This window comes from Pseudomonas salomonii, assembly GCF_900107155.1.
GTDB lineage: Bacteria > Pseudomonadota > Gammaproteobacteria > Pseudomonadales > Pseudomonadaceae > Aquipseudomonas > Aquipseudomonas salomonii.
In genome coordinates this window covers 558,407-584,603 of sequence record NZ_FNOX01000002.1, presented here as the reverse complement: position 1 = coordinate 584,603, position 26,197 = coordinate 558,407, and the positions used below count along the sequence as shown (strand labels likewise).

Here is a 26,197-nt window from a genome sequence, read left to right as displayed (position 1 = left end):
CCGCACTGGTGCACCTGAGTCGCTGGGGTGAGGTGCTGTGCGCTTAAATGGTGAAGGCCGTGGAGCGCGACAGCCTCCCGGGCACAGCGAAAGTTGCGATTGACATCACAGGGCAGCGCACCTGCGCAGGCCTGCCACTGCGCTTGGCCTGTTATTTGCTGCGCATGCCTGAAAATGGGCCGCACGTTTCAACTTCTCAAGCGCCTGTTGCATCGTTGTCGAGGTCAGTGTCATGAATCCGAGCGCTCAGTATTCGACCCTTGCCGTTCCCGCAGCACGTCGGTTTGATTATTGGAAAGAAGTGGTCTGCCGGCATTGTCTGGCGGCCGATAGCAAACCCTTGTCCCAGAGCAGCTTTGATGGCGCGCTCGCCATCAATACGGTCGGCGAGCTGGACATCTGTTCGCTGTCATCGCCGATGCATCACTGGGAGCGTTCCGAGCGGCACCTGCGCAGCGGTCCGGCCGAGGATTTATGGTTGGGTTTCGCTCGAAATGGCCACGGCCAAATAGAACAAGGTGCCAGAAAAGCCAGCCTGGCAATGGGTGATTTGTTTCTTTATGACGCAACTCAAGCGTTTCGCTTCAGCCTGGGTGGTACCGAAAACCACTTGATCCGTATTCCGCGAGCGTTGCTTACCGAGCGTTTGCCGCGTATTGCGGAGTTCACCGCAATGGTCCTCGACGACCGGCGCCCTGGTGTAGTTCCGTTGCGCGAAATGTTGCATCAGGCCGCGAGCACGCCAGCGTCGTTGCAGGATGAGCGCATCTCCAAGCGTTACTCAAGTGCTTTGCTGGACCTGCTTGTGATCAGCCTGGAACTCCAGGACCTGAAGACGAGCCATCAGGAGATGGACCTCTACGGCCGCATTATGAAGTACATCCAGCGACACCTGGCCGAGCCGGACCTGTCCATTGAAGCCATCGCCAAGGCCCACAACGTGTCCACCCGAACCGTTACGCGGGCCTTCGCACGCTACCAGAAAACCCCCGTTGCAGAGATCTGGAAAGAGCGCCTGAATGCCAGCCGTGAAGCAATTGAACGCGGCCAGGTACGCAGTGTGTCCGAGGCGGCGCTGGACTTCGGGTTTTCTGACTTTTCTCATTTCAGCCATGCGTTTCGCAAGGCGTTTGGTGTGGCGCCGAATACGCTTTTACGCCGCAATTGAAGGAAGTGCTGGAGCTAAGACTGGAGGCATCTTTTTCAAATCATTGAAGGCAAGCCTCCGGATGTGCCCCGAACCTGGTCATCCACTGGAAGGGTATGGATTTCCCTGGTTTATGGAAAAGCAGAAAGAAATGGATGCTCAGCCTGCTCGGGCAACGCCTAAAGGCTATCGGGGTCGTGAGTACATTTCAACTTGCGACTACCGAATGGGCCTGTGCCACTTGTGTATCGCTAAGGCGGCCCCTGAAGACGAAAGGTATGGTCCTAGTATTGAGACCAATTATGAAAGCTACCTCGATCAAGTGATGTTTGATCTGAAGGTAGATCAGAGAACCGCTCGCGCCGAGGTGATGCACGTCCTGAGGTTAAGCCGGTGGCGGCGGGATGGGGGCTGGTCAAGCAGGACAATGCTGAAAGCGGCACGTCGGTACCTTATCCTGGCAAAATCCCCGACCTGCGCTGGTTGTTTGGCGCTGCCAGCAAGTCCAAGGCGCGTACCGAACTGATCGTGCTGATTACCCCGCGTGTCAGCACCAGCAGTCAGTCACGCCAGGTCACGGATGACTATCGCCAGCAGATGCAGTTGCTAAAGGTTGAGCCGCTTCGCGCTCGCCTGCGATGATCCAGGCAGAGTAATAGGCAGGTAGCCTCAACGGTGAGGCTTTGGTGAAATGAGACGTCCTACAAAAGGCGAGCGAGCTTGCCCGTCTCACTATCCATTTTCGGCACAAATGTGCGGCCTGTCCTGAGTTCGGAATGGAACTTGCGTTGTAGGTGACCTGTAAGCCTTGTAACTGAAAAAGGTCAGGTCCATGCACAACAAAAATGAGCTGATGCCGACGGTTTCCAGCAAGGTGCGGACGGCATCGCCCCTCCAGCGTTTCCTGACGATTGACATCGATGAGCACGCTCGGAACATGCCCGGCTGGGAGCTTCGCTATGATCAGTTATCGCCGGGGATCTTTGAAGGCGAGCTGACCGAGTTCCGTTTGGACTGGATGCAACTGGCACGCGACCGCTCTAATCAGGCCATGATCAAGAGCGGATCGGCTTGGGAAGGGTCAATCACTTTCAGCTTGCCGTTGAGTGCTGACGGCCCGGTGTACTGCTCGGGGCATCCGATTCACGACCCCAGCCTATTGGTCGTCCACGGGCATAACCTGCCCGAGATACACACTCCCCAACACCTTGACTTGCTCAACGTGGCGATTGACGAGCGCGTGCTGGAATATGTCCTGGAGCGCCAGGGCAGCGCCTTTCGAATTACCGATATTCCCAAGTGTTACCGCCTGGGTGACTCGACTGTGCAGTATGAACTTACGGCATTGTTCGATGAACTGGCCGGTCGCGATCAAGGGCGTGATGCATTGCTGGGGCACGACGCGATCCGCCGCGGCATACGCGACACAGTGATGCTGCATGTGCTGGAACTGATTGCGCCGGATCAGGCGCCGCCCCTCAACCCCACCGCGCGTAAAAGGATGGTCGACCGCGCTCGCGAATACGCGCTGAGCCATCTCGACGAGCCGTTGTCGATCCTGGACCTGTGCAACCACATCGGTGCCAGCCGGCGCAAACTCCAGTACTGTTTCCAGGAAACCCTGGGGATCAACCCGGTGGCATATTTGCGTGCATTGCGCCTCAATGCAGTGCGACGTGAACTGCGAGCGGGCACGCCATCGGAAGGTGTTCAGGCCGTGGCGGCACGCTGGGGGTTCTGGCATCTGAGCCGGTTCTCTGGCGATTACCGCACCCTGTTTGGCGAAAGCCCTTCGCAGACCCTGCGGCGTACTCAACTCTGCTGAAAACGGATAACCCGCTCACGGCGTTGCTCAATAGGATGGCCCACACCACTTGATGGGAGGGGTATTCGATGATCAACAACAATAATGCAAACGCCGTACGTCTGACGCTGTTCACCCTGGGCCTGCTCGGTTGCTGTGCCGGCGCCCAGGCCACCGAGAACGGCGCGCCGACCACAGCGGTCGGTGTGTATGACTTCGGTGCAGGGATGATGCCACCGGCCACGCCTTATGGGACCGTTGGGCTGCGAACGGGGTTCTATTCGGCCAATGTGCAGAAGGACCGCAGCGGGCGCGCGGTCGACAACCATCTTTCACTGGATGTGCTGTCCATCGCAGCGGCCTATATGCACATGACGGATCACACCGTGTTGGGCGCAAGCTACGGATACGGGATGGTGGTGCCGTTTTTCAAGATGGACGCTTCCATGAAGGTCCAGACATCGGTCGGGCCGTTGCACCTGGAAGCCGACCCGTTTCGACTGGCCGACGTGCAGTTTTTGCCGGTGATCCTGCAATGGAATCTATCGCCGAATCTGTTCATCAACACCCAATTGCAGATCCAGGCGCCCACCGGCGACTACGACAAGAATCGCCTGGTATCTCCAGGGCTCAACCACTGGGCGTTCTCGCCGATCGTCAACGCTACTTACATCACCGACAGTGGCTTCGAGGTGTCTTCAAGCTTTGAAGTCGACGTCAACACCCGCAACCCCGCGACCGACTACAAAAACGGTGTCGAGTACCGCCACGAATTTGCTGTGGGCCAACACGTGGGGCCTTGGACCCTGGGCCTGGGCGGTTACTACTACCGCCAATTCAGCGATGACGACGCGCCGGGGCTGCAATCGGGCAACCGTGCACGGGTGTTGGCGGTCGGGCCAGCGGTGAGCTACATCGCGCCCGGGCTGCCGCCCATCTGGCTGCATGCCTACAAGGAAACAGATGCCCGCAACCGCGCCGAGGGTTACACCGTGGCGCTGCGTATTTCTCAAAGTTTCTGAGGGGCTGGCCATGAACCCATTCCGTTCTGATTGTGCGTTACCCCGTCAAGCCATCGGGCGTCGCGAAGGGCTGGTGCTGATGCTGGGCAGTAGCTTGACCGTCATGGGCGCGGTCATGGTGGCGCCGGTGCTGCCCAAGCTTGGCGCCGAGTTTGGCCCGCTGGAATCGCGCGCCGACTTGCTGGTGCCGCTGGTGGTCACCGGGCCGGCACTGGCGATTGCATTGTGCGCGCCGTTGGCCGGATGGTTGGCCGACCGAGTAGGGCGCAAGCCCCTCCTGATCATCGCCACTCTCTTGTATGCCGTGCTCGGCGCGCTGCCGGCAGTACTCGATCATTTGCCGACCATCGTGGGTATACGTCTGTTGTTCGGCTGCGCCGAAGCTGCGGTCATGACCTGTTGCGCTGCGCTGATCGCCGACTATTGGCACGGCGAGGAGCGCATGCATTACGTCAATCGGCAAGTGGTGACCATCGGGCTGGTGGGGGCGCTGTTCTTCGTGGTGGGTGGGGCGCTGGGCGAACATTCCTGGCGCCAGCCGTTCCTGCTGTACCTGCTGCCGTTGCTGCTGGTGCCCGCGATGTTGAAGGTGCTTTGGGAACCCGGGGCCAGCCGGCAATTCCTTGATGTGCCTGACGAGGGGCGGGTGGCGATGCTGTCCTTGGTGCTCGGTTACCTGCTGATTCTCAGCGGTATGGTCCTGACGTTTGTCGTACCGATCCAGGCGCCGATTCTGCTGGTCGGCCTGGGCGTGACGTCGAGCACACTGATCGGGCTGTCGGCGGGGTTGAGCCTGCTGGCGACCCTCGGCGGTTCGCTGGCCTGGCCGCTGCTGCGCCGCCGCATCGGTATCGCCGGTTGCAATGCGTTGCTCCTGACATTACTGGGGGCGGGACTGTGGCTGCTGATGCGCGGGCAAAGCTACAACGCGGTATTGCTGGCGGTGCTGATTCACGGCCTGGGCGCCGGGCTGCTGGTGCCCAACGCGATGGCACCGGTGATGAATGCCTTGACTGCCAGGACCCGCGGGCGCGGTTTGGGCGGGTTCACCGCCTGTCTGTATTTCGGCCAATTTGTCAGCCCGTTGGTGGTGGCGCTGCTGAGTGCCTACTCGGGCGACCTGCGCCTATCCATCCTATGGCTGGCCTTCGCCAGTGTGGCTTCGGCCCTGGTCTGGGCGCTCGCAGGCCTGCAAGCGCGACGCAAGACGGCTCCCCGTACTTTCGGCTCAAGTCATTCGTAATCAAGAGGAGATCAAAATGGACATCCACAACCTGCTGGACACCGAAGACGCCACGGGATTGGCCGAGTGGCTCCGGCGTGGTGAGCTACAACCCGGCGAACTGCTGGAGGCGGTCATCGATCGCATCGAACGGGTCGAACCGCAGCTCAACGCCGTGGCCGAGCGCTTGTACGATTCGGCCCGTGAGGCCGCACGCACAACGCGGTCCGGTGACGGGGTGTTTGCCGGCGTGCCGACCTTGATCAAGGACCTGTTCTCACCGGTCAACGGCGCGGCGATGACCAATGGTTCCCGGGCGCAGGGAGGCGCGCGCGCCCACTTCGACGCAGAACTCGTGACGCGTTTGCGCCGTGCCGGTTGTGTGATTGTCGGCACCAGCACCTCGCCCGAATTCGGCACCTCGTACTCCACCGAGTCCACGCGCTTTGGTGCCACCCGCAACCCCTGGAACATCAGCCACAGCGCGGGCGGCTCCAGCGGCGGCGCGGCAGCCCTGGTGGCGGCGCGCGTCGTGCCGTTCGCCCATGGCAACGACGGCGGTGGGTCTTTGCGCGTACCGGCTTCGTGCTGTGGGGTGTTCGGCCTCAAGCCGAGTCGCGGGTTGTTGCCTTCGGGGCCGATGATCGGCGAAGGCTGGGCGGGGATGGGCACGCCCCATGCCATCACCTTGTCGGTACGGGACAGTGCCGCGTTGCTGGATGCGACGGCGGGTATCGACCTGGGCGCGCCGTATGCCGCGCCCTTGCAGGCACAGCCCTATGTCTCGGCGCTGCAACGCGATCCACGGCCGTTGCGTATTGCGCTGGTGGAGCAACTCGGGCCGTGGTCGACGTCCAGCACGGTGCTTGAGTCCGTGCGCGCGACGGCCAGGCTGTGCGAATCCCTGGGTCACCGTGTCGAGCCGGTGAACCTGCCGGTGGTGCTGACGGAATTTCTCGATCAGGTCTTTACCATCATTGGCGCCAGCACCCGTCACTATGTCGACGTCTTGGGCCAGATGCGCGGCTTCGTGGTGCAGCCCGAGGAACTGGAAGCCCGTACTCGGATCATCTTGCGCAGCAAGGGCGAGGTCAGCGGTGCGCAGTACGCCGGCGCGGTGGAGTGGATCCATGCCTTGGGCCGTCAACTGGCGGTGTTCATGCAGGACTACGACCTGATCCTCACACCCACCCTGGCCCGTGAACCCGTATTGATCGGCGAGCTGGACCTGCAGGATGACCGCCTGAGCCTGGATGAGTTGATCGAGCGCTTCCATAGCTACTCGCCGTTCACCGCGCTGTTCAATGCCAGCGGGCAACCGGCGATGTCGGTACCGTTGCACTGGAGCGCGGCCGGGCTGCCGATGGGCGCGCACTTCGCCGCTCGTTTCGGAGAAGAACATACCCTGTTCGCCCTCGCCGCACAGTTGGAACGGGCCCAGCCCTGGCGGCAGCGGATACCGCCGATCAATGCCTATGCCGCGCGCTAACCGGCCGGTTGGAATGGCAGCCCTTGCTAATGCCAGTCAGTTAAGGAGGAACACTGTAACTGTGGCAAACCCGCTCGCTACAGGTTATTAGTCGCCCGTTCTATCTCTTAACTGACCGGGCATAGCTTTCCCGCCGCCATGAGCTGGATTTCGCTGCGCAGGAGGTCGATCTGTTGGTGGATGGGGCCGTCGCGGATAACATCACGCTCTCGCCGCTGGTCGGTTTCTACAAGTCGCAGCAATGGCTGGGGAACGGTGGCCGGCAGAGCCGCGACGCATCCACCAGCACGTACATGCAGTTCATTGCGTGGGCGACGTTATGAGTCGTCATTGAGGTTTGTTGCGGGTCCGAGCAGGCGTTGACGTTTTGCGTCAACGCTTCATCCTGTCAGAGCATGCGGCGCAACACGTCGTTGCGCGGGTCGCGGTCGTAGAAGCGGTGCTTGAGGGCGCCCGCCACATGCAGCACGATCAGGACCAGCAACGTGTAGGCGAGGACTTTGTGCAGCCATTGGAACACCGCGAACCAATCGTCATTCTTTGGCAACAGCTCCGGCAGGTTAACCCCAAAAAAGAACACCCCGTCGCTCATTGTGTAGGTGCTCGACATCGAATAGCCCATCAACGGCACGATCACCAGCAGTACATACATGACGCGCTGGGTCAGGCGGGACAGGAACCGTTCATACCCCGCCAGGGTTTCCAGTGGCTGCGGCAGCTTGGGGGTGCGAAAACGCACGGCGAGCTGAGTCAGGACCACCAGGAACGTCAACACCCCGAAGGACTTGTGCCACGGATAATAGAGCTCGAATTTGCTCGCCACTTCATCGTTCATGCCGGTCATGTGCCAGCCGACCCACAGCAAGCCCAGGACGAGCACGGCACGCACCCAGTGCAACACGCGCAGGGAGGTCGGGTACCGATCGATTGTCGGTTGATCTATTGGGTTCATATCAGGCTCTCCACGGAGCGAAGCACGGTTCAATGGCCACCCTCAACGTTGAAGGGTGGCTCGGTCAGGACAGCGCGTGCGCTCAGCCCGGCAGCAGCACGGTGATGACTTTCTCCTCGGTGTAGGCCAGCGCGCCGCTGAACCCGCCTTCGCGCCCGATGCCGCTGGTCTTGACGCCGCCCCAGGGCAGATTGGCGTCCAAGGGGCTCCAGCAGTTGATGCCCACGGCGCCGGCTTTAATCGCCGCCGCGACACGGTGCGCCCGCACCAGGTCGCTGGTCCAGACCGTGGCCGCGAGGCCGTAGCGGCTGTCGTTGGCCAGGGCGATCGCTTCATCTTCGCTGTCGAACGTAATGAGTGTGCCGACGGGACCGAAGATCTCGTCTCGGGCGATGTCCATGTCGTTGCGGGCGTTGGCGAAGATGGTCGGCCGCACGAACCAGCCCTGCTCAGGGGCCGATACGCCGCCGGCGAGCAGCGTTGCGCCTTGGTCGATGCCCAATTGAATGTAGCGGTTGACGCGATCGAATTGCGCCTTCTTGGCCACCGGACCCATCTGTACGCCGGGCGTTCGAGGATCGCCGACGTTCACCGCCTGTGCGGCCTCGGCCAGCGCGGCGCCGAAACGTTCGGCGAGGCTGCGCTGCACCAGGATCCGCGAACCGGCTGCACACACCTGGCCCTGGTTGGCGAAAAGACCGAGCGTACAGCCGCGCAGGGCGTCGTCGAAGGAGGCATCGTCAAACACAATCTGTGGGCTCTTGCCGCCCAGCTCCAAGGCCACGCGCTTGAACAACACACCGGCGGTGCGCTGGATCTCGCGCCCGGCCTCGGGGCTGCCGGTGAAGCTGATCTTGGCGACATCCGGATGCTCGCACAGGGCGCGACCCACTTCATTGCCGTAGCCGGTGACCACGTTGATCACGCCGTCCGGGAAGCCGGCTTCCTGCGCCAGCAGTGCCAGGTGCAAGGCTGACTGCGGGGTTTCTTCCGATGGTTTGATCACGACGGTACAGCCTGCCGCCAGCAACGCGGCGAGCTTCCACACCGTGATCATCAGCGGCGAGTTCCAGGGCACGATGGCACCCACTACGCCAACGGGTTCGCGCACCGTGTACGACAGGGTTTTGGTGCCGAAGTAGCCACCGGTGGGAATGGTACGACCTTCGAGTTGGTTGGCCCAGCCGGCGGCGGCGCGCAGGTTGGCAATCGCGTTGGGCAGGTCCATTCGGCGCGGTTCGATGGGGGAGCGTCCGATAGCGTTGGCGTCCAGATCGGCCAGCCGTTCACTGTCGCGCTCAACCAGGTCGGCCAGTTTTGACAACAGTCGGCCACGCTGGGCGCCGTCGAGTTGGCTCCACTCGCCACCATCGAGTTGCCGGCGTGCAGCCGCCACGGCACGGTCCACGTCCTCGCGGGTGCCGCGCGCGGAGCTGCCATACACCTGCTCGGTCACGGGGCTGACCAGGTCGATACGACGACGGTCGAAGGCTTCGCAGGACGTACCTTCGATGAAATGATTCAAGTGCTCAGTCATGTTGCGGTCCTCGAATAGTGGGCAGGTTCACGCCTTGAGGGACGCCAGGGCGTCGCCGAAGATGTCCAGTGCCTTGAAGAACAGTTCGCGGGAGATCGTCAGCGAGGGCATCACGCGCATCACGTTGCTGTAGCGGCCACAGGGAATCATCAGCACGCCGTGGTTGAGCAGATAGCCCATCAGTTGGCCGATCTTCTCGCCCGCCAGGGGCGCCTTGGTGAGCGGGTCTTCGACCAGTTCGATGCCGATCATCAGGCCGCGCCCGCGCACTTCACCGACCAACGGGCTGTTGAAGCCACGAATATGCGCTTGTGCCTCGAGCCCCAGCGTGTGGGCGCGGTTGAGCAGGTCGAGTTCGGGATCCTGGAGGATGCTGATGTTGGTCAGTGCCACCGCGGCCGACAACGAGTTGGCGGCGAATGTGTTGGGCATGGAACCGTCGGGGATCTTCGCCGCCAGGTCGGAGCGCATGATCAGGCCGGCCATGGGCAGGTCGCTGCCGATGCCTTTGCCGAAGGTGAGCATGTCGGGCTGCACGCCGGAATGTTCGACCGCCCACATTTTGCCGGTGCGCCCCGCGCCGGACTGCACTTCATCGACGATCAGCAGTGTGCCGCTGCGGTCGCAGGCTTTGCGCAGCAACTGCAGGAATTGCGGCGATGGGGGCACGTAGCCGCCTTCGCCCTGTACCGGTTCCACGATCACGGCCGCCACGTCATCGGCGGCGGTGTAGGGCGTGTTCAACAGGTAGTCGATGTACTCGCCGGCGATCTGCTCGGCGCTTTTGTGGGTGGTGTCGAAGGGGAAGCGGTAGGCGTAAGGGTAGGGGGCGTGAATCACTCCGCCCATCTGCGCACCGAAGCCCTTGCGGTAGGCCGTGCCGGTGGTCAGCGAACCCGAAGCGTTCCACACGCCGTGGTAGCCGCCATGGAAGGCGATGATCTGGTGCCGCCCGGTGATGCGCTTGGCAAACTTGATCGCCGCTTCCAGTGCATCACTGCCGCTTTGTGTGAAGAAGGTGATGCAGTCGCCACGCAAACCGTCGGGCGCGATTTCGGACAGCTTGGCGGCCAGCTCGGTACGCCGGGTGCTGTTGATTTCCAGGGCATGCATCAGCACTTCGGACTGTTCGCGAATCGCCTGCACCACTTTGGGGTGGCAGCGGCCTACGCTGCTGACACCGACGCCGGCGGACAGGTCGATGTAGGTGTTGCCGTCCGGGTCCTTGAAGGTTGCGCCGAAGGCACGGTCCATGGCGATCGGCATGCGTCCGCCGCCGCGTGCCATCGACTCGGTACGCGCCGAAAGCGCCAGGGCCTCGCACGTTTTGGGGCCGGGGAGCGTGCTGGAGGTGATGTGCGGTGCATCGGCGAAATGCAGGGCTGCAAGCTTGGCTTCACTCATGACGGATTCTCTGCGATGTTGATTGATGTGGCCTGATCATCTACGCGACGCGGGTAAGGCTGGTAGCCCGAATCGGCACATGTGGGGCGCCGACGCAGGTGAGGCGGCGTGAGCTGAAGCTCTCACGAAATTTGCATTAATTGCGCTATGTGAGAATATCTATAAATAAATGGACATTAAAATAAAAAATATCCGAGGGTATCGCTCATTATGAGAAATAACAGCGTCGGTCATTTTAAGGATGTTCACGTTCATGCGGCCAACGTGCAGCAGTGGAACCAGGACTACAGCCAGTTAACCGCCGGTTCGACCGAGAGTTCGCTGATGCAGTTGACCACCGGCGGTTGCCACGTTTTCCTTGAGCAGATCAACCAGCGTGTCGTGCAGCACGGTGTCGCGCCGCGGGGCAAGATGTGCTTCGCGGTGCCGATCAACGTGCCCGGCTCGATGCGAATGCAGGGGCGCGAGGTGGACGACAGCAGCCTGTTCTTTCTGCGCGGTGGCGAGGAGTTCATGTTTCATATGCCGATGGGCATGCAGCTGCTGTCCATCACGTTCGAGCGTGAATTGTTCGAGCAGGCGCTGGCGCAAACCGCGTCGGCCAAGGATGTGAGCCTGTTGCTGCGTCAGCCGGTGATCAGGGTTTCCAGCCAACGTTTCGCCGATGCCCGTCGGCGCTTGCTGGCGGTGTTCGCCCAGGCGATGGCCAGCGATACTCACGACAGCGCGCAAGAGCGGCAACACGACGAGGCGCTGGAGCAGGCCATGCTCAGCGAGTTGATGCAGCTCATGACCGATCCGGCCTGCGATAAGCAGCAGCGCACGAGCAGTTCCACGCGCAGTTTTATCGTCGAGAAATGCCACCGCATGGCGACCACCGGACTGTTCGACGTGCCCAGTGTGTTCGAGCTGTGCGAACGCCTCCAGATCAGCCGGCGCACGGTGCAGAACAGCTTTCGCGCCGTGGCCGAGACCACGCCGCTGAACTACCTTCGCTGTGTGCGGCTCAATGGCGTACGCCGCACCTTGATGTCCACCCAGGCCGCGCACCTCTCGATTGGCGATGCCGCGGCCCAGTGGGGGTTCTACCACCTCAGCCATTTTGCGGCTGAGTACCATGCGCTGTTCTCCGAATTACCGTCCCAGACATCACGCGCCGCCATACCGCCGTGTGTTACACGCGGAACTGATCCATCAGCTTCATCTGTTGATTGGCCCGCGCGTTGAGCTGACTGCTGATCTGCGCCGACTCGGCGGCCTGTTCCGTCAGGGTCTCGGTCACGCCACGGATGGTCGAGACGTTGCGATTGACCTCTTCGGCCACCGCACTTTGCTCCTCCGCCGCACTTGCAATCTGCAGGTTCATGTCGCTGATCACGGTTACCGCGTCGCTGATCTTGCCAAGCGCCTGCACGGCCTGATGGATCTGCCCGGCGTTGTCCTGGGCGAGCGTCTGGCTGGAATGCATGGTCGCCACCACGCCCCGCGTGCCGGTTTGGATGCGTTCGATGACCATGCGGATTTCCTCGACGGAGTCCTGGGTGCGCTTGGCCAGGTTGCGGACTTCATCGGCCACCACCGCAAAACCCCGGCCGCTTTCCCCGGCACGCGCCGCTTCGATCGCAGCGTTGAGTGCCAGCAGGTTGGTTTGCTCGGCAATGCTGCGGATCACTTCCAGCACCGAACCGATCTGCTCGCTGTTGACCGCCAGCGCTTCGACTTCCGTCACGGCCTTGCTGACCTCGCGGGCCAACGCATTGATGTCCTGGGTGCTGCGCTCGATAAGGGTGATGCCCTCTCTGGACGCCTGGTCGGCACCGCGCGCTGCCTGGGCGGCACTCGAGGCGCTGTGGGCGACTTCATGGGCGGTGGCGCTCATTTCGTTGGACGCGGTTGCCAGTTGATCGATCTCGCGAAACTGCACCTGCATCCCTTCACTGGTCAGCCGCGCAATTTCCGAAGACTGGTCGGCGGTACCGCGCGCATCGGTAATGCTCTGCTTGATCTGCGCGACGGTGGGCTGCAGTTTGTCGAGAAAACGGTTGAACCAATTCACCAGTTCGCCCAGTTCATCTTTCTTGCGGTAGTGCAGGCGTTGAGTCAGGTCGCCGTCGCCACTGGCAATTGCCTTGAGCATCTGCGCGACACTGTTGATCGGGCGCGTCACCCCGGAGGCAGTGAACCAAATGAGCAGCAGGCCCAACAGCCCGGCGCCGATGGCCACCAGCAATGACTTCAGCGTGTCGCGGGTTTGGGTCTGGTCAAGCAAGGTCTGAAGTGCTGCCGAGTCGGCCAGCAGTACCTGTTTGGGCAAATCAATGACCACTCCCCAGGCCGGCGCGTCGGGGATAGGCGCGACGGGGTAGACGGCGCGGATCAAATCATCCTGGGCCAGCACCAGCGGTTTTTTCTGCGTCAATGCCGCGAGTATCGCCTTGCTTTGCTCACCCAATGTGACGCTGAGCGGCTTGGCGACCTGGCCGGCATCCTTGCTGTAGGCCGCGAGCACGCCGCTGTCGGACACAATCAGCATGCTTCCCGAACCGTTGAACAGCATGCGCTGGGCATCGCTTGCGGCCGCTTGCAGGGCGCCGAGTGCGAGGTCAACGCCCAGGGCGCCGATCACTTTGCCATTGGCAATCAACGGTATCGACAGCGTGGTCATCAGTTGTACCTGCCCGGCCTGGGTGTCGGCATAGGGCGCCATCAGGCAGGTGCGCCGTGTGTCGCGCGGGCAGGTGTACCAACTGTTGTAGGGGGTGCCGCTGATGCTGAGATCGGTCTTATGCAAATCGCTTTCGGGAATCAGTATGTTCACCGACTCGCCAGCGCCCCGGTTCCAGGCACTGGCAAAGCGGCCGGTTTCGTTGGAGGCGCGCGCGGCGTCGTTGGCGAATGCGCTGTCTTGACCCTCCAGCGCATTCGGCTCGAAAACCAGCCACAGCCCGAGTATCTGCGGATTGCGCTCGAAGGTTGCCTTGAGACTCTGGTTCAGCTCCTCACGCAACGTCGCGGCCGGCAATCCGCGCTGCGCGGCCATGTTACGCAAATGTGCCGCCTGGTCGGACAGGGCGGTAATGAGCAGCAGGCTGTTGCCGAAGACCCGCTGCAGGTTACCCGTCTGCTCGGCGGCCTTGGCCAGCAGCAGGGTCTCGCCGCTCTCGGTGAGCATCTTGCTGCTGGACGTACTGATCAACCGGTTGTTCTGGTGACTCTGATAGAGGTTCAGGCTGACGATCAGACCGATTACGCCCAGAAGGCACAGGCCGGAAAGCAGGATGATTTTCAAACGGATGGAGAGGGCGTCGAGCATCGGAGTATCTCGCAGGTGAACAGCATGCTTGTTGACCATCAGTTGGCCCGGGCCACTGACTTCTTATTGGGTATGTCATATATCGGCCGGTCTCGGGTGTTAGCGAAGCCGGTTCGGTAATTCTCTCGTTATCGCGCTATGACGGGCGTCTGCCGGCTGAACTTGACCAGCAGCGCCGCAACCAACAACAGGCTGCCTGCCAGCGTCACCCCGGCGGCACCGCCCAGCTCGAAGGAAACCTCCTCGATAGACGCGGCCATACCGGCCTTATCGGTGGGGACGCTGAGCATGATGGTGCTGGAAGCTGCCGTCAGCGCCGCACCCATGGCCATGCCCAGTAGCGCAAGGCTGGCAACCTGCAGCGGTACCGCCGCGTTGCACAGCAACACGTACGCCAGCATGCCGGTGGCCGAGAGCAGCAGCGCCGCCAGCACAATCGGAACGTTGATCAAAAACACCGAGCCCCACCAGAAATGCTCCAGCAGCAAGCCGCCCACGACCGGACCGAGCGCCGCACCGCCGGAGGCCACCGACGCCCAGATACCAAATGCCATGGCCTGTTCGCGCTCGTCGCTGAACGTCAGCCGGATCAGGGCCAGGGTGGGCAAGGCGGTGTACAGCACGGTCATATCAATGACGATGAGCAGCAATGCGCTGGAAATAATGGCGAGGATCAGCCAGCGGTGCTTGGAGGGCATAGTGTGGGCTCGATAATTGAATGGCCAACGCCGGCAGCTTCAGGTCAGCCAGGCATAGGACGGGTGAACCTAGCATGCACGAGCGCGCACCCGTGGCGTTATCCCAAATCGGCGGGGGAATAAGTCGGCCCTGACCTGTTTTGGGGCGCTGACCGCGATGTTACCGATTTGGGATAGCGAGGGTTGCGTGGGCGGGCATAGGATCGAATCCAGCGTGCAACCTCAAGAATAAAAGCGCTACCCGGCACCGATAGCGGCTGGATCGGGGCCACCCCACAGCGACTGCCTCATACAATAAGGTCAAGAACATGAGTGTAACTATGCCGGTCAACAGCTCTACAGAGCTCAAGCGTGGCGCCCTGGGTGTCGGCTTCATCATCTTCTTTGTGATTTCGGCGGCAAGTCCGCTTAGCGTGATTGCGGGTGGGTTCCCGATTGGCATCATGCTAGGCAACGGTGCCGGCACCCCAGCGTTACTGCTGCTGGCCTTGCTGGTGCTGTTGGCGTTCTCGGTGGGTTACACCACCATGTCCCGCCATGTCACCAACGCGGGCGGTTTCTACGCCTTCACCTCTCGTGGCCTGGGCGGCCTGGTCGGCGGCTCGGCGGCAGTGCTGGCGATGTTCGCCTACAACATCTTGCAGATCGCCCTGTATGGCATGTTCGGTGGCGTGGTCGCCGGCACCATGGAAAGCGTGGCGGGTGTGATATTGCCCTGGTGGTCCTATTCGCTGATGGCGATGGCCAGCATTGCGTTTCTCGGCTATCGCAAGATCGACCTCTCGGCACGGGTACTGTCGTTGGTGGTGATCGCTGAATACCTGGCGATCCTGATCCTCGACTTCGCCATTCTGAAAAACGGGGGAGACAGCGGCGTCAATCTCGACTCGTTCACCCGTCAGCATGTGTTCAGCGGCACTCCGTCCATCGGCCTGCTGTTCTGCTTCGCCGCCTTTATCGGCTTCGAGGCCACCACCATCTACGGTGAAGAAGCGAAAGACCCCCAGCGTACCATCCCGATCGCCACCTACAGTTCGGTGTTGCTGATCGGCGGGTTCTATGCGCTGTCGGTGTGGTCGATGGTAGTGGGTGTGGGCGCGGACAAGATCGTGCCGATGCTGCAAGCCATGCAAGACCCCACCACCTTTATCTACGGCATGTCCGATCACTTCGTCGGCCCGCACCTGACCCAGGTCATCCGCGTGCTGTTCATGGTCAGCATCTACGCCGGGCTGTTGGCGTTTCATAACGCTGCGGCGCGCTACTTCTACGCTATCGGCCGTGACGGCCTGCTGCACAGCATGCTGGGCACCACTCACCGCGTGCACCAGAGCCCGCACATGGGGTCTGCCTTGCAGAGCCTGATCGCGGCCGTGGTGGTATTGATCTTCGCCGCGATGGACGCCGACCCGATCCTGCAGCTGTTCGCCTGGTTCTCCAACCTGGCAACCCTGTGCGTGATCCTGCTAATGGCGATGACCTCGTTCGCGATCTGCGTGTATTTCCATCGGCACCCCGAACTCAAGGTCGGCCTGCTGCGCGGGCGCATTCTGCCGGTGCTGTCGTGCCTGGCATTGCTGAGCGTGCTGGTACTGGCGGTGGCGCATTTCGATGTGCTCACGGGGGCCAGCCAGCTCTTGTCCTACAGCTTGTGCGCGGTGATTCCCGCAGCCCTGATGGGCGGCCTGTATCTCGCCGCGCGCCTGCGCAAGGTGTCGCCGCAGCGGTTCCTGGCCCTGGGCAGTCACAAGCTCTAAGGCCTGGTTCGAAACCTCTCTCCTGTGAATTGTTCGCTGCCGTTGTGCGGCAGGGCTCGTCTGCGTTAAAGGAAATTGCATATGCACCATTACAAGATGCTCATCAACGGCGTTTCGGTTGCCGGTGAAAACGGCCAGTTTGACGTGATCAATCCGGCCACCGGCGCCGTATTCGCCCAATGCCCGGCCGGCTCGCTGTCCCAGTTGGACGAGGCGGTGGCCGCCGCTCAGGCCGCTTTCAAGACCTGGCGCCACAGTACACATGGGCAGCGCTGTGAGCACCTCAATGCTATTGCCGATGCGATTGAAAAGGACGCTGATGCACTGGCCCGGCTGATCGTGCAGGAACAAGGAAAACCGCTTGAGCTGGCGTTTTCCGAAGTCATGGGCGCCGCCGCCTGGACCCGCTACGCCGCCGGGCAGGAGATCGCCGTGGAGCTGGTGGAAGAAACCCCGACCCAGCGCATCGAACTGCACCGCAAGCCCTTGGGTGTGGTGGCGTCCAAAGAACATTTTGACTAGGCTCTAGGACAGTAGTTTCAGCTTGAAAAAAGCGAATTATGCCCCCATTTATGCCCCCAATTGCACAGGGTGTGCGAGCGATCGCGAATGGCGATTTCTGACATGGATCTGGGTGGCCGTCACTGGTATTCAGTGCGCCTCCGTATACTGGGCGAGCAACCCGTATCTGGCAAATCCTTGGTCGCTCGGAAGAGGATTTGGGTAATGAGTCGACATCCTTAAGTGGAGTTGTCGGGTCTGTCTCTCTGCACCTATCCTGAAATTGACCCGCGAGATGCTCGTGCTCTGCGTGATGTTGCCAGGGCTCTGGTCGTGGGTCTCGATAGCCCGGTGGACACCGAACCTCCCGCCTCAATTGGCCGCCAAGTCGGCTGACAACGAGGGCGCTCAGGTTGAGATATAGAGGGGACGCCTTACCTTCGCTATTCCTGGCCAGTTAAGCCGTTGGGCCAGGTCGCTGATCAGTCGTTAGGTAAGTGCAACTGCACTTCCATGGCGTCATGAAGGAGTCGGACGACCTCGATCACGTCGTCATTTGCCAAACGATAAAATACGACGTGGCGTGGGCTTTTGACCGTTCCATGGGGATGTCTGGCCTGCTGGCGTGAATAGGTGAGATGATAGCTGCGAAGGCCCGGTGCAAGCTCATCGCGGTCATGGCTGCCAATGCAATAAGGCGTGTCGGCAAGCGCTTGCAGCGCCGCGAGGATCAGCGCCTGGTAGCGCTGGCGTGCTTGATCGCCGAACTGCGCTTGGGAGAGCCTGAGGATGTCGACAATGTCGGCACGCGCCGCGTTGGAAATCCGATACTGCGGCATGCTCAGTGTTTCTCTCGCGCGGGGAGGGTGGCCTCCAGGCTCAAGCCCTCGAGGTAGTGCTCCAGATCTCCTTCGTTCACCTGAGTAAAGCGCCCGTGCTCAAGGTCCATGATGCCGATCGAGGTCGCCTGACGCAGGGCCTCAATTTTGGCGGTATCTTCGGCGATGCGTTGCTCCAATAGCCTTAAGCCTTCTCGCATTACTTCGCTGGCATTTTGATAACGGCCGGACTGGACCAGGTCCTGGATAACCTGTTCTTGGTGAGGGGTGAGCACAACGTTTCGCGTCGCCATCATTAGCTCCAACTCTGGGCAAACATATTGTTTCGAACGTTGGCATATTATGCCATTTTACATAAAAGCAGGGAGTTTAGGATTTGTACCTGACGAACTGTAAAGTGTGGGGTCATCCTTTGCGCCGAACAGATGGCCCGGACTGTAAGCGCACAAAGTCCAAGCAAGGCTGTCGCATGCGGGACGTCGTGGACAGCTTAATTAGTGTGGGCCTCGGGCCTTCAGTTTTGCCAAACCTTGTTTGATGTGTCCGGCGTTCTCTCCAATCGTTTGTAGCGCGCCGCGGATATTGTCGCCTGTGTCCGTCGTACCCTTGCGCTCAATCCACAACGTCAACTCCATCACCGCCGCCTCTAAGGCGAGCTGGTTTTGGTACAGACGCTCAAGGACATCAGGCAGTGAATATTCAGTGGGCATTGTTTCGACTCCAATGAAGGAGCCGAAAGCGTAGCAGCGGGGGAGGCGGATGTCCTGAGCCACCCGTGAGTTAAGTGCATGAAACGGTTTAGAGTGAGGGCCAGCATTCGCCAAAAACTGCCGTTGCGACAGGCAGCAGACGGCCAGAAGCGGTCAGTCATTTGTCCAAATTGCGGCAGTGAAACTGGGATAATTACACCTGTTTTCTAAGAACGCATACCCATCCAGATTACCGCTTCAGTCCATGCAGTCACCATCGGTGTCAGTACCCTGAACCAGGGATCGCGCACATCAATCTGCGCTGCTGAGTGGTCATGATGTTGCTGCTCCTCCTCCACAATCGACGTAATGGCAGCCACCGCGTGGAGATCGATATCACCCAGCACATCAAGTTGATGAGCCAGGTGCTTGAGCACCACACTTTCAACCGCGACGGTAGTAGCGACAATGGCTTTGCGGCCACAGATGCCAGTAACCAGACCCAACGCCAGACCGCCGATGCCACACAACCAATAGCTACGGCAGCGGGGATAATTGCGACGTTGCAGCTCCTCCAGAAAAACCGTCCGATGGCGGCGCTCGTGGGAGAGGAACTCCTTGAGTTCGTTCACCATGCCCGGGACGAAAAGCCGGGCCATAAACAACTGTCCACTGTAGATACAGATCGCACCATGCTCGCCCGCATGGTCGACCTTCATCATGCGGTTGCCGAGGTCTTCGCCCTTAGCCGTGTAGTCTGGTGAGTTCACATTGAGATTTCTTGTTCGAGGGGCTTGGTCATCGGGCCTATCCTTGCTCTTGAGCCGGCATCGTGCTGTAACGCCAAGCAGATAAGCAAGTGGGACTTCACACAGGGCGCCCCCTCACCATCGTCGATTTGGCCGATCTTTAAGCAGCTGACAGACCGCTTTGGGTCGGTTAGCGACCGTCGCTCTGATTAGCCATCCTTGTCTTTCCACACGTGGAGGACTTGTCATGAACATCATCGCTACCTGCAGCCGTCAGCCCTGGAACAAAGGAAAACTAGTCGGGCAGAAAGCCCCACTCCGATTGAGAGATATCTGGGCCATCCGAGTAAGGCTTCAAATTGCGGAAAAAACCCGGGATCTGGCTCTCTTCGATCTGGCCATCGACAGTAAGCTTCGAGCTTGCGACTTAACCAAGCTCCGCGTGCGCGATGTCGCCCATGGCGAGCACGTTTCATCCCGAGCCATGGTGATGCAGCAGAAAACGCAGCGGCCAGTGCAGTTTGAGATCACTGAGCAAACACGGTCAGCTCTCGTGGCCTGGATACATCAGGCCCAGCTACACAGCGAGGATTGCCTTTTTCCTAGCCGGCTGCATACCTCAGACCATCTATCCACTCGTCAATACGCTCGTATCGTCAAAGGCTGGGTGAAAGCCGTAGGCCTTGATCCAGCCATGTATGGCACTCACACAATGAGACGTACGAAGGCATCACTAATCTATCGCAGAACGAAGAACCTTCGGGCGGTTCAGTTGCTGCTCGGCCATACGAAGCTGGAGAGCACTGTTCGATATCTGGGGATTGAGGTCGATGACGCCCTGGAGATGGCGGAACAGACTGAGGTTTGATCATGCATAGCGACGGTCGAAGTCAGACCGTCGCTAACCGGCCAGAAGCAGTCATCCCGTGATCACTCTACAACCTCTACGCGCAGTATCAGCCAAAAGAGCATCAACGCAGTGAGGAACAATACGGTGTGAGCGGTTTATAAAATGCTCTATTGCACAAGCGCGCGGATGGGGATGGATAAGCTGGCATATTTGAGGGTGTGCTGCTGAAAGCCGACGCGATTTTTGCAGAGAAACTCCCTGAAGAGCGGTTTAGATGCCTATTGAGCTGACCGTCGGGTCGTTGTTCGCCGCAATCCGACTTCTGGGCACTTTGCGTGAGACCAGCGTGATGGTTCAGCCTCCAGATGATTCTGCATCGCACAAAAGCTCCAGCAAGTCATTCGCCAGGGCCGCCGCTTCTTGTCGATAGTCGGTATTCCAGCGGCTCGACCAGTTAATAGGCTTTCCCTCATCCTCCCAATGCGCCAACGCAAGCCCGTTGAGTATTTCAGGCTCGAACCAAATACGCTGCCAGGCGACGGCGTCCTGGACTGACGCTGTGTCTTTCCACTGGAATTCTGTTTGCGCGACAAATGCCGCCCATGCGAACACATCTTCTGAGGCTCGCTCGCCGAGCGTTCGGAAGTATTTCGCGCTAGCCAATTAACGATTCCTTGTAGTCGTGCACCTGTCTAGTAAATGTCCATCCCCGGATACAGAGCTTCAGGTGGATGATAATCGGGGTCCTCAAACCTACTGTTCTGGTAATAGGTTTGGGCCGTCGGTCCATCACCGTTGTAGGTCACCTGCGGATTCGGCGTGAGATGCCAACCGTTTCCTTCTGTGTCGCGCTCAATCAGCGATGCGTACACCCTACAGCTGCCTGATGAGCCGGATGTCAGCCTGAACTGGTAATAGAGTCCGGCTTGGGGAGTAAACTTCGTCGAGATGTGGCAGGAGCGAGTGCGTGACCCCTCCCAGAAAAGATCCACCTGCGTTTCGATACCGGGTCGGATCCGCGTTTCGTAATAGTCCCATGTGAGGTCTTGCCCTGCCTTGGGCATGCCCACGTCTTGTGTATGGGTGAACGGCAGGAGGCCGGTGCGAACAGCGCCGCCCGAACGTTTACCGTTTTCGTATTGGTAAACTTCGGCATGTTGCGTGTAGTCGACGATACGTACCCAGGCAGGATTGGGCTCGTTTTCGGGCGCGGTGAAGTAGTTGGTGTGGGGCAAATACTGGCAACCTGCGAACAACGGCAGCGTCAGGAAACAGAGGGTACGGCGAATAGACATAAAACAGTCCTTTACGGGATTGTTGTACAGACCACAGAACTGCAGGTGAATTTCAAGGCTGGCTCCACTCTGAAGCAAAGTCAGCCGCCATCTGTGTGTTTCGGTGGGGGCGATGGCAAGGTGTCGGCCTCAAAAGAGGTGATTAACAGCATCAGGGCCACCAGTGCACAGGCGAGCCCGGAAACCATCATTGCCACATGAAACCCGTGCTCCATCGCGGGAACAAAAAGTGTAGAAACAATCAGCGAGTCACTTGATGCCACACCATGAGCAATCACATACCGCACAATCTCAGGCGCTTTGGCTACCCCTTGATCACGCAGCGCGGCAGCTAGCACTCGTGACGCCTCGCTGCTCATGAGCGTGCCCAAAAAGGCGACGCCGATTGTCATGCCCATCTGACGCAACGCGTTCATCGTGGTAGAGGCCACCCCCATACGATCAATCGGTGCGGCGGTCATAACCGCCATGCTGGTGGCAGGTACTGCGAGACCGGCTCCGAGCCCCAGAAGCCCGAACAGGGTGCCCACAATCCAATAAGGGGTATGTGCTGTGAAGGTCACCATGGTAGACATCGCCAGCGCCGTCACGCCATAACCGGCCACCAGAAGTCTTCGCGATGTCATCACTGCGCTCAAGCGCCCGTACAAAATCGACACGCAGCCGGTGACCAGAAACTGCGGCATCATTCGCCAACCCGTTTCAACCACTGACAAGCCTTGAATCGTCTGTAAATAGATCGAGAAGAAGAACAGGCAGCTGTAGTACGAAAAACCCAGGGTAAAAGAGGCCAGGTTGACCACGGCAAACGAACGCCTGCGAAACAGCGAAAGTGGCAATAACGGTCGATCTACACACCGCTCTACAAACATAAACAAAATAAACACCACCAGGGCAACTGCCAGCGCCGCTATGGGTATCAAAGAGTTCAAGCCCGGCTGGCCGATACTGATGAGCCCATAAGTCAGGCTGGCAAGACACACGACGCTGAGCACTTGCCCTGCCGGATCCAGCGCTGTGCGCGCTTGCTGTTTGTGCTCCCTGATCCCCCAGATGCCCAGGCCTATGGCAATCATCCCAAGAGGCAGGTTGATAACAAAAATACTCTGCCAACCTATGCCATGGAGCAACAAGCCACCCAGCAATGGCCCCAGGATAAGCGCCAATGCGCTGAACGCCGACCAGCCACCAATGACGTGAGCACGCTCTTCAGCGTCTGGAAATGCATGGCTGAGAATTGGCAGGGCACCCGGGATCAGAAGCGCACCGGCGACTCCCTGCACCGCCCTCCCGAACAGCAGTAAATCCAGGTTGGATGCCATAGCGCAAACTGCTGAGCCGACAGTAAACACCCCTACACCTGCCAGCCAGGCCCGCTTATGCCCATAACGATCGGCGATTGGCCCCGAAGACAGCATGAAGGCTGACAAACAGATCGTGTATGCATTGACGACCCATTGAAGACCGGAAATATCCGTTTGCAACGCGTCTTGCAGTGTCGGTAGTGCCACGTTCACGACGCTGATATCCAGCGTAGCGAGAAACGTGCCGAGGTAGGCTGCACATAGCGCCGCTATGCGGGGAAAGCGGCGGGTGACCGGGTTATCTGAGGCGGAGCGATCAATGTTCATGCCTCATGATATTTGCCGACTGACCGTCGGTCAATGGATCATTCCAACTTTTTCCCACCTCGATTGGTTCCCTCCTTTACACTGATTTCCTTTGACGAATTGTTTGAAACGAGACGATGAAAACCAAAGCCCCCGTAAAAGCTCCGGCGACAGAACGTGCTCCCAAGCCCCGGACCAAACCCGCCGAAGTACGTCTGGATGAACTGATGGCGGCAGCCGAGAAGCTTTTTCTAGCTCAGGGGGTCGAGGCCACCACGATCAACGAGATCGTTGAGTCAGCTCAAGTGGCCAAGGGCACGTTTTATCACTACTTTTCTTCCAAGAACGAAATGCTTGACGCTCTGGCCGTGCGCTATACCGAGCGCTTCATGCTCAGCCTGGACAATGCAATGGCGCGCTGCGCTGCCGATGACTGGGAAGAGCGTCTTCGCGCCTGGATTCACGCCAACATCGAAACCTACGTCAAGACATATCGTATCCACGATATCGTCTACGTGAACCACCACCATCATGATCGTGCCAACGGCTCGAAGAACGCTATTCTCGAGCAATTGCTTGCGATTATTGAAGGGGGCAAGCTGGCCGGCAATTGGGCGCCAGAACATCCGAACGTTGTGGCATTGCTCATTTATGCGGGCGTCCATGGCGCGACTGATAACATCATCGCCGCTAATACCGAGGACTTCGCCCCGTTTGCCCATGCCGTTGCTGATGCTTGCCTGCTGATGTTACCCAACGGCGTCAAACAAGCCTGATCGGAGGCGGTGCTTCGGCTAGAAGCAGACGCTCGCCAGTATATTTTGGTGCCTTATCGTTCTACTTGGCGTTGCCTCAGGATATCGGTGGCTGAAGGGAGCTACCATGTGCCTCGTAACCGACCGGGGCACATGAAATGCTCAGGCTTGCCTGGCTGGAAAGGCGCTGACCTGGCGCTATGCATACGTCCCCCCGACATCTCACGCCTGTAGGCGCGAGCTTGCTCGCGAAAACCCCATCAGCCCTCCAACTCGCCAGCCCGATAAATCGCAGTGTGATTGTGAGCCACCCACGCCCTCGACGGTTTGGTTTGTTAGGATCTTTACAGGTAGGTCGACTGACTTAAGTGGACGGTTACGCTGACATTTTCGCATGATCGGAAAAGCGTACGACAACGGTATACCAAGGAAGCTGCTTATGCGCAGACGTCACCTAGGAGCCATCCGCCACATCCAAATCAGTGATCCATTGCCATTGCCGCCTGTGCCGCAAAAAACACGACTGCATCGCTTCTTGCGGCAGGGCGAGTTTGCCGAAATCAGGCCTTGTGTCACTCATGCGAAATTGGCCCTCACTTGACCACTCGTTTGCATCGCATTTGACCAGCCATTTTCAACGGAGTGACCAGCACGAGTCGTGGTCATTGACGGCCACGAATTGCCATCAGCCCTAGATTACAACCGCATTGCCGATGGCCGCGATTGGACGCATATCACGGCACGCGTTGCAGGGAATCATCCAGATCGCTCAATTTATCAGCTGTGACATCCTCGCCGGCCGAAAGCAGAAAGTGTAGTATCAGCGACCGATCAATCCGCTGATCTCTGATACCCAATATGCATGCAGCCAACAGAACATCGAACCGCTATGACGGTAAACACGTTGTAATTGTGCATGGTTATACTGCCTCGCCCAATGTGAACTGGTTTCCTTGGTTGGCGGAGGTGCTACGGGAGCAAGGCGCGCAAGTTAGCATTCCAGCTATGCCTGATTCGTTCAATCCTGATCCAATAAAATGGGCATTGGCGTTGCAGCAATCACTGCCAGCAGCTGACACAAACACGATCCTCATAGGGCATAGTCTTGGATGCATCGCTGCTCTACGGCACTTGTTGTCCTTACCCGCACACACCCTAACTGGCGGAGTCTTGCTGGTCTCCGGCTTCGATAGAACGGTGTCTACGTTGCCAGAGCTACACGCCTTCACAGATGCACCGCTGGACCACGCGGAAGTTTGCCGTCGTACACAGAAAATCATCTCGCTGTTTTCCGACAACGATTCAATTGTTGAGCCGGCAGCATCTATCGAACTGTCCCGCAACCTCAAAGCCGAGCAAGAAGTCGTTAGTGGTGGGGGACATTTTCTCGACCGCGAGGGATTTGTACAGTTTCCAGAAATATGTACGGTTATTGCGAGGCTTCTTGGGCACGAGACACAGATTTAGCCGCTGGCGTATCCACGGGACACGCACTCGTTACTGCTATGTCTCGGCGAAGTTCACGCTCCAAGCCGGACGCTATTACCAATTCATGCTGACATCCGGTTCGGGCGGGACATGTACGTTGTATCCGTCGCTGATCGAACGCGACAAAGATGGGACCGGATGGCATCTGACTCCCAATTCTGAGGTGACGTACGAAGGCGAGGGGCCTACTGCCAAAATGCATTACAACAATAGTCGTTTTGAAGATCCCGATTACCACCCACCTGCGGATCTTTATCCTGGCATCGATGTTAACTGAAGGGCGTGTGATTCACGCCTAGCCGATGGCTGCCACTTACGGATCAATGTCAGGGGATATTTTATGGGTGCCAGGACGTACTGGCTCAGCGAGAGCGAACAAGCGTCGGAGAATCTCTTTGCATGGTCGGCTTTTGTCGCGCAAACCATCGCGCAAATTCTGCACTGAACCATCCACGAAAGGTTCGAACGAATCCAAGCCCAAGCCGTTCTGGTCTCGGCGTGTAAAAGACGCAATGGCAGTTTCGGATCGGACGCTGCCTAGGGCATTAGGCAACCTTGACAGCTTTAAGTGCAACGTCGAGCTGCGATCTGGCATTCGACTCATAGCGGCAGGCGAGCAGTCAAATTACCGAACTCTACAATGTCCGAAACGGATTCCTTCTGAGGCCTTGAGGGCTGCAACGTCTTGCGAGCGATCATCGGAAGGGGCTCCTCTTGATCAGTTGCGGTTCTCACTCGTCTTTTAACGCCGAGTCAGGAACAGGCCCGGTAGCTGCTCTAGCTACCATGTAATCCGATCAATTTCCTCTTGGTTCATCGCACGCCAATCAGTCTGGTGGATACCGTAATCAGCTTGAGCGTACTCAAGTGCCTCCTCCAGCGAAAGCATCAGATGGTCCCCTTCAATCTGCTGGCTGGTGTAATCAATGAAGCGAATCTCCATATAAACCGGTGGTTCGTCCTCACCCTCAACCTCGAGACCAAACAGCACGATAGCCGTAACACTGGGGCGATACTCACAAATGCACCGCACCTTGGCAAAGAGGTACAAGGGGGGCTTTTTCATATAGGGACTC

Annotated in this window: 22 protein-coding genes and 3 pseudogenes; 12 read left to right on the top strand and 13 right to left on the bottom strand. The window is 59.2% G+C overall.

Annotated elements, in window-relative coordinates:
* Positions 1-232: 232 nt before the first annotated feature.
* From BLV67_RS06720 to BLV67_RS06695, 6 genes and pseudogenes are all read left to right on the top strand, one after another.
* Positions 233-1,168, top strand: coding sequence for an AraC-like ligand-binding domain-containing protein (locus BLV67_RS06720; protein WP_065930152.1), 936 nt, complete (start codon positions 233-235; stop codon positions 1,166-1,168).
* A gap of 387 nt (positions 1,169-1,555) precedes the next feature.
* A pseudogene (locus tag BLV67_RS06715) lies at positions 1,556-1,789 on the top strand (hypothetical protein); the annotation flags it as partial.
* A 211-nt stretch (positions 1,790-2,000) separates the two neighbouring features.
* On the top strand, positions 2,001-2,972 hold the full coding sequence (locus tag BLV67_RS06710) for a helix-turn-helix domain-containing protein (protein ID WP_425272298.1): 972 nt from the start codon (positions 2,001-2,003) through the stop codon (positions 2,970-2,972).
* 68 nt (positions 2,973-3,040) lie between these two features.
* Entirely contained in the window at positions 3,041-3,973 is a 933-nt protein-coding gene (locus BLV67_RS06705; RefSeq protein ID WP_069787839.1) for a SphA family protein, read from the top strand.
* Between the two features lie 10 nt (positions 3,974-3,983).
* Positions 3,984-5,216: an MFS transporter gene (locus BLV67_RS06700; RefSeq protein ID WP_069787838.1), complete on the top strand. Its 1,233-nt coding sequence runs from the start codon at positions 3,984-3,986 to the stop codon at positions 5,214-5,216.
* A 16-nt stretch (positions 5,217-5,232) separates the two neighbouring features.
* Complete coding sequence (locus BLV67_RS06695) at positions 5,233-6,684, top strand: amidase (protein WP_069787837.1); 1,452 nt, start codon at positions 5,233-5,235, stop codon at positions 6,682-6,684.
* Positions 6,685-7,072: 388 nt separating this feature from the next.
* On the opposite strand, the gene BLV67_RS06690 is transcribed toward BLV67_RS06695, so the two are convergent.
* The 3 genes from BLV67_RS06690 to BLV67_RS06680 all read right to left on the bottom strand — a co-directional run bounded on the left by BLV67_RS06690 (position 7,073) and on the right by BLV67_RS06680 (position 10,577).
* A complete protein-coding gene (locus BLV67_RS06690; RefSeq protein WP_065930146.1) occupies positions 7,073-7,636 on the bottom strand; it encodes a cytochrome b in 564 nt (187 codons plus the stop codon).
* An 82-nt stretch (positions 7,637-7,718) separates the two neighbouring features.
* Positions 7,719-9,173 carry an aldehyde dehydrogenase family protein gene (locus BLV67_RS06685; RefSeq protein ID WP_069787836.1) on the bottom strand — a complete coding sequence of 485 codons (1,455 nt, stop codon included), beginning with the start codon at positions 9,171-9,173 and terminating at the stop codon, positions 7,719-7,721.
* A 27-nt stretch (positions 9,174-9,200) separates the two neighbouring features.
* A complete protein-coding gene (locus tag BLV67_RS06680; RefSeq protein ID WP_069787835.1) occupies positions 9,201-10,577 on the bottom strand; it encodes an aspartate aminotransferase family protein in 1,377 nt (458 codons plus the stop codon).
* Positions 10,578-10,787: 210 nt separating this feature from the next.
* Here BLV67_RS06680 and BLV67_RS06675 point away from each other — a divergent pair, with 210 nt between their 5' ends.
* A complete protein-coding gene (locus tag BLV67_RS06675) occupies positions 10,788-11,804 on the top strand; it encodes a helix-turn-helix domain-containing protein (RefSeq protein WP_069787834.1) in 1,017 nt (338 codons plus the stop codon).
* Here the strand turns inward: BLV67_RS06675 and BLV67_RS06670 are convergent.
* Both BLV67_RS06670 and BLV67_RS33485 read right to left on the bottom strand, forming a co-directional pair.
* On the bottom strand, positions 11,752-13,890 hold the full coding sequence (locus BLV67_RS06670) for a methyl-accepting chemotaxis protein (RefSeq protein WP_069787833.1): 2,139 nt from the start codon (positions 13,888-13,890) through the stop codon (positions 11,752-11,754). The two genes, BLV67_RS06675 and BLV67_RS06670, sit on opposite strands and share 53 nt — an antisense overlap.
* A gap of 185 nt (positions 13,891-14,075) precedes the next feature.
* Positions 14,076-14,588, bottom strand: a pseudogene (locus BLV67_RS33485) (MFS transporter); the annotation flags it as partial.
* A 308-nt stretch (positions 14,589-14,896) separates the two neighbouring features.
* On the opposite strand from BLV67_RS33485, the gene BLV67_RS06660 reads away from it, so the two are divergent.
* Both BLV67_RS06660 and BLV67_RS06655 read left to right on the top strand, forming a co-directional pair.
* On the top strand, positions 14,897-16,345 hold the full coding sequence (locus BLV67_RS06660; RefSeq protein WP_065930141.1) for an APC family permease: 1,449 nt from the start codon (positions 14,897-14,899) through the stop codon (positions 16,343-16,345).
* An 81-nt stretch (positions 16,346-16,426) separates the two neighbouring features.
* A pseudogene (locus BLV67_RS06655) lies at positions 16,427-16,849 on the top strand (aldehyde dehydrogenase family protein); the annotation flags it as partial.
* 479 nt (positions 16,850-17,328) lie between these two features.
* Here BLV67_RS06655 and BLV67_RS06650 read toward each other — a convergent pair.
* From BLV67_RS06650 to BLV67_RS06635, 4 genes are all read right to left on the bottom strand, one after another.
* Positions 17,329-17,685, bottom strand: a complete 357-nt coding sequence (locus tag BLV67_RS06650; protein WP_058426049.1) for a type II toxin-antitoxin system RelE/ParE family toxin — start codon at positions 17,683-17,685, stop codon at positions 17,329-17,331.
* 2 nt (positions 17,686-17,687) lie between these two features.
* On the bottom strand, positions 17,688-17,978 hold the full coding sequence (locus BLV67_RS06645; protein WP_069787830.1) for a type II toxin-antitoxin system ParD family antitoxin: 291 nt from the start codon (positions 17,976-17,978) through the stop codon (positions 17,688-17,690).
* 201 nt (positions 17,979-18,179) lie between these two features.
* A complete protein-coding gene (locus BLV67_RS06640; protein ID WP_058426048.1) occupies positions 18,180-18,395 on the bottom strand; it encodes a death domain-containing protein in 216 nt (71 codons plus the stop codon).
* Positions 18,396-18,601: 206 nt separating this feature from the next.
* Positions 18,602-19,144 (bottom strand): 3-demethoxyubiquinol 3-hydroxylase, encoded by a 543-nt coding sequence (locus BLV67_RS06635; protein ID WP_244160699.1) that lies wholly within the window; start codon positions 19,142-19,144, stop codon positions 18,602-18,604.
* A gap of 226 nt (positions 19,145-19,370) precedes the next feature.
* On the opposite strand from BLV67_RS06635, the gene BLV67_RS06630 reads away from it, so the two are divergent.
* Entirely contained in the window at positions 19,371-19,991 is a 621-nt protein-coding gene (locus BLV67_RS06630; protein ID WP_069787828.1) for a tyrosine-type recombinase/integrase, read from the top strand.
* A gap of 336 nt (positions 19,992-20,327) precedes the next feature.
* On the opposite strand, the gene BLV67_RS06625 is transcribed toward BLV67_RS06630, so the two are convergent.
* The 3 genes from BLV67_RS06625 to BLV67_RS06615 all read right to left on the bottom strand — a co-directional run bounded on the left by BLV67_RS06625 (position 20,328) and on the right by BLV67_RS06615 (position 22,899).
* Positions 20,328-20,636: a hypothetical protein gene (locus tag BLV67_RS06625; RefSeq protein ID WP_069787827.1), complete on the bottom strand. Its 309-nt coding sequence runs from the start codon at positions 20,634-20,636 to the stop codon at positions 20,328-20,330.
* A 29-nt stretch (positions 20,637-20,665) separates the two neighbouring features.
* Positions 20,666-21,268, bottom strand: a complete 603-nt coding sequence (locus tag BLV67_RS06620) for a hypothetical protein (RefSeq protein WP_003192635.1) — start codon at positions 21,266-21,268, stop codon at positions 20,666-20,668.
* 80 nt (positions 21,269-21,348) lie between these two features.
* Positions 21,349-22,899, bottom strand: coding sequence for an MFS transporter (locus BLV67_RS06615; RefSeq protein ID WP_074854429.1), 1,551 nt, complete (start codon positions 22,897-22,899; stop codon positions 21,349-21,351).
* Between the two features lie 116 nt (positions 22,900-23,015).
* Here BLV67_RS06615 and BLV67_RS06610 point away from each other — a divergent pair, with 116 nt between their 5' ends.
* Both BLV67_RS06610 and BLV67_RS06605 read left to right on the top strand, forming a co-directional pair.
* A complete protein-coding gene (locus BLV67_RS06610) occupies positions 23,016-23,654 on the top strand; it encodes a TetR/AcrR family transcriptional regulator (RefSeq protein WP_003192639.1) in 639 nt (212 codons plus the stop codon).
* Positions 23,655-24,491: 837 nt separating this feature from the next.
* On the top strand, positions 24,492-25,100 hold the full coding sequence (locus BLV67_RS06605; RefSeq protein ID WP_003192641.1) for an RBBP9/YdeN family alpha/beta hydrolase: 609 nt from the start codon (positions 24,492-24,494) through the stop codon (positions 25,098-25,100).
* 802 nt (positions 25,101-25,902) lie between these two features.
* Here BLV67_RS06605 and BLV67_RS32910 read toward each other — a convergent pair.
* Complete coding sequence (locus BLV67_RS32910; protein ID WP_032900782.1) at positions 25,903-26,187, bottom strand: hypothetical protein; 285 nt, start codon at positions 26,185-26,187, stop codon at positions 25,903-25,905.
* Positions 26,188-26,197: the final 10 nt, after the last annotated feature.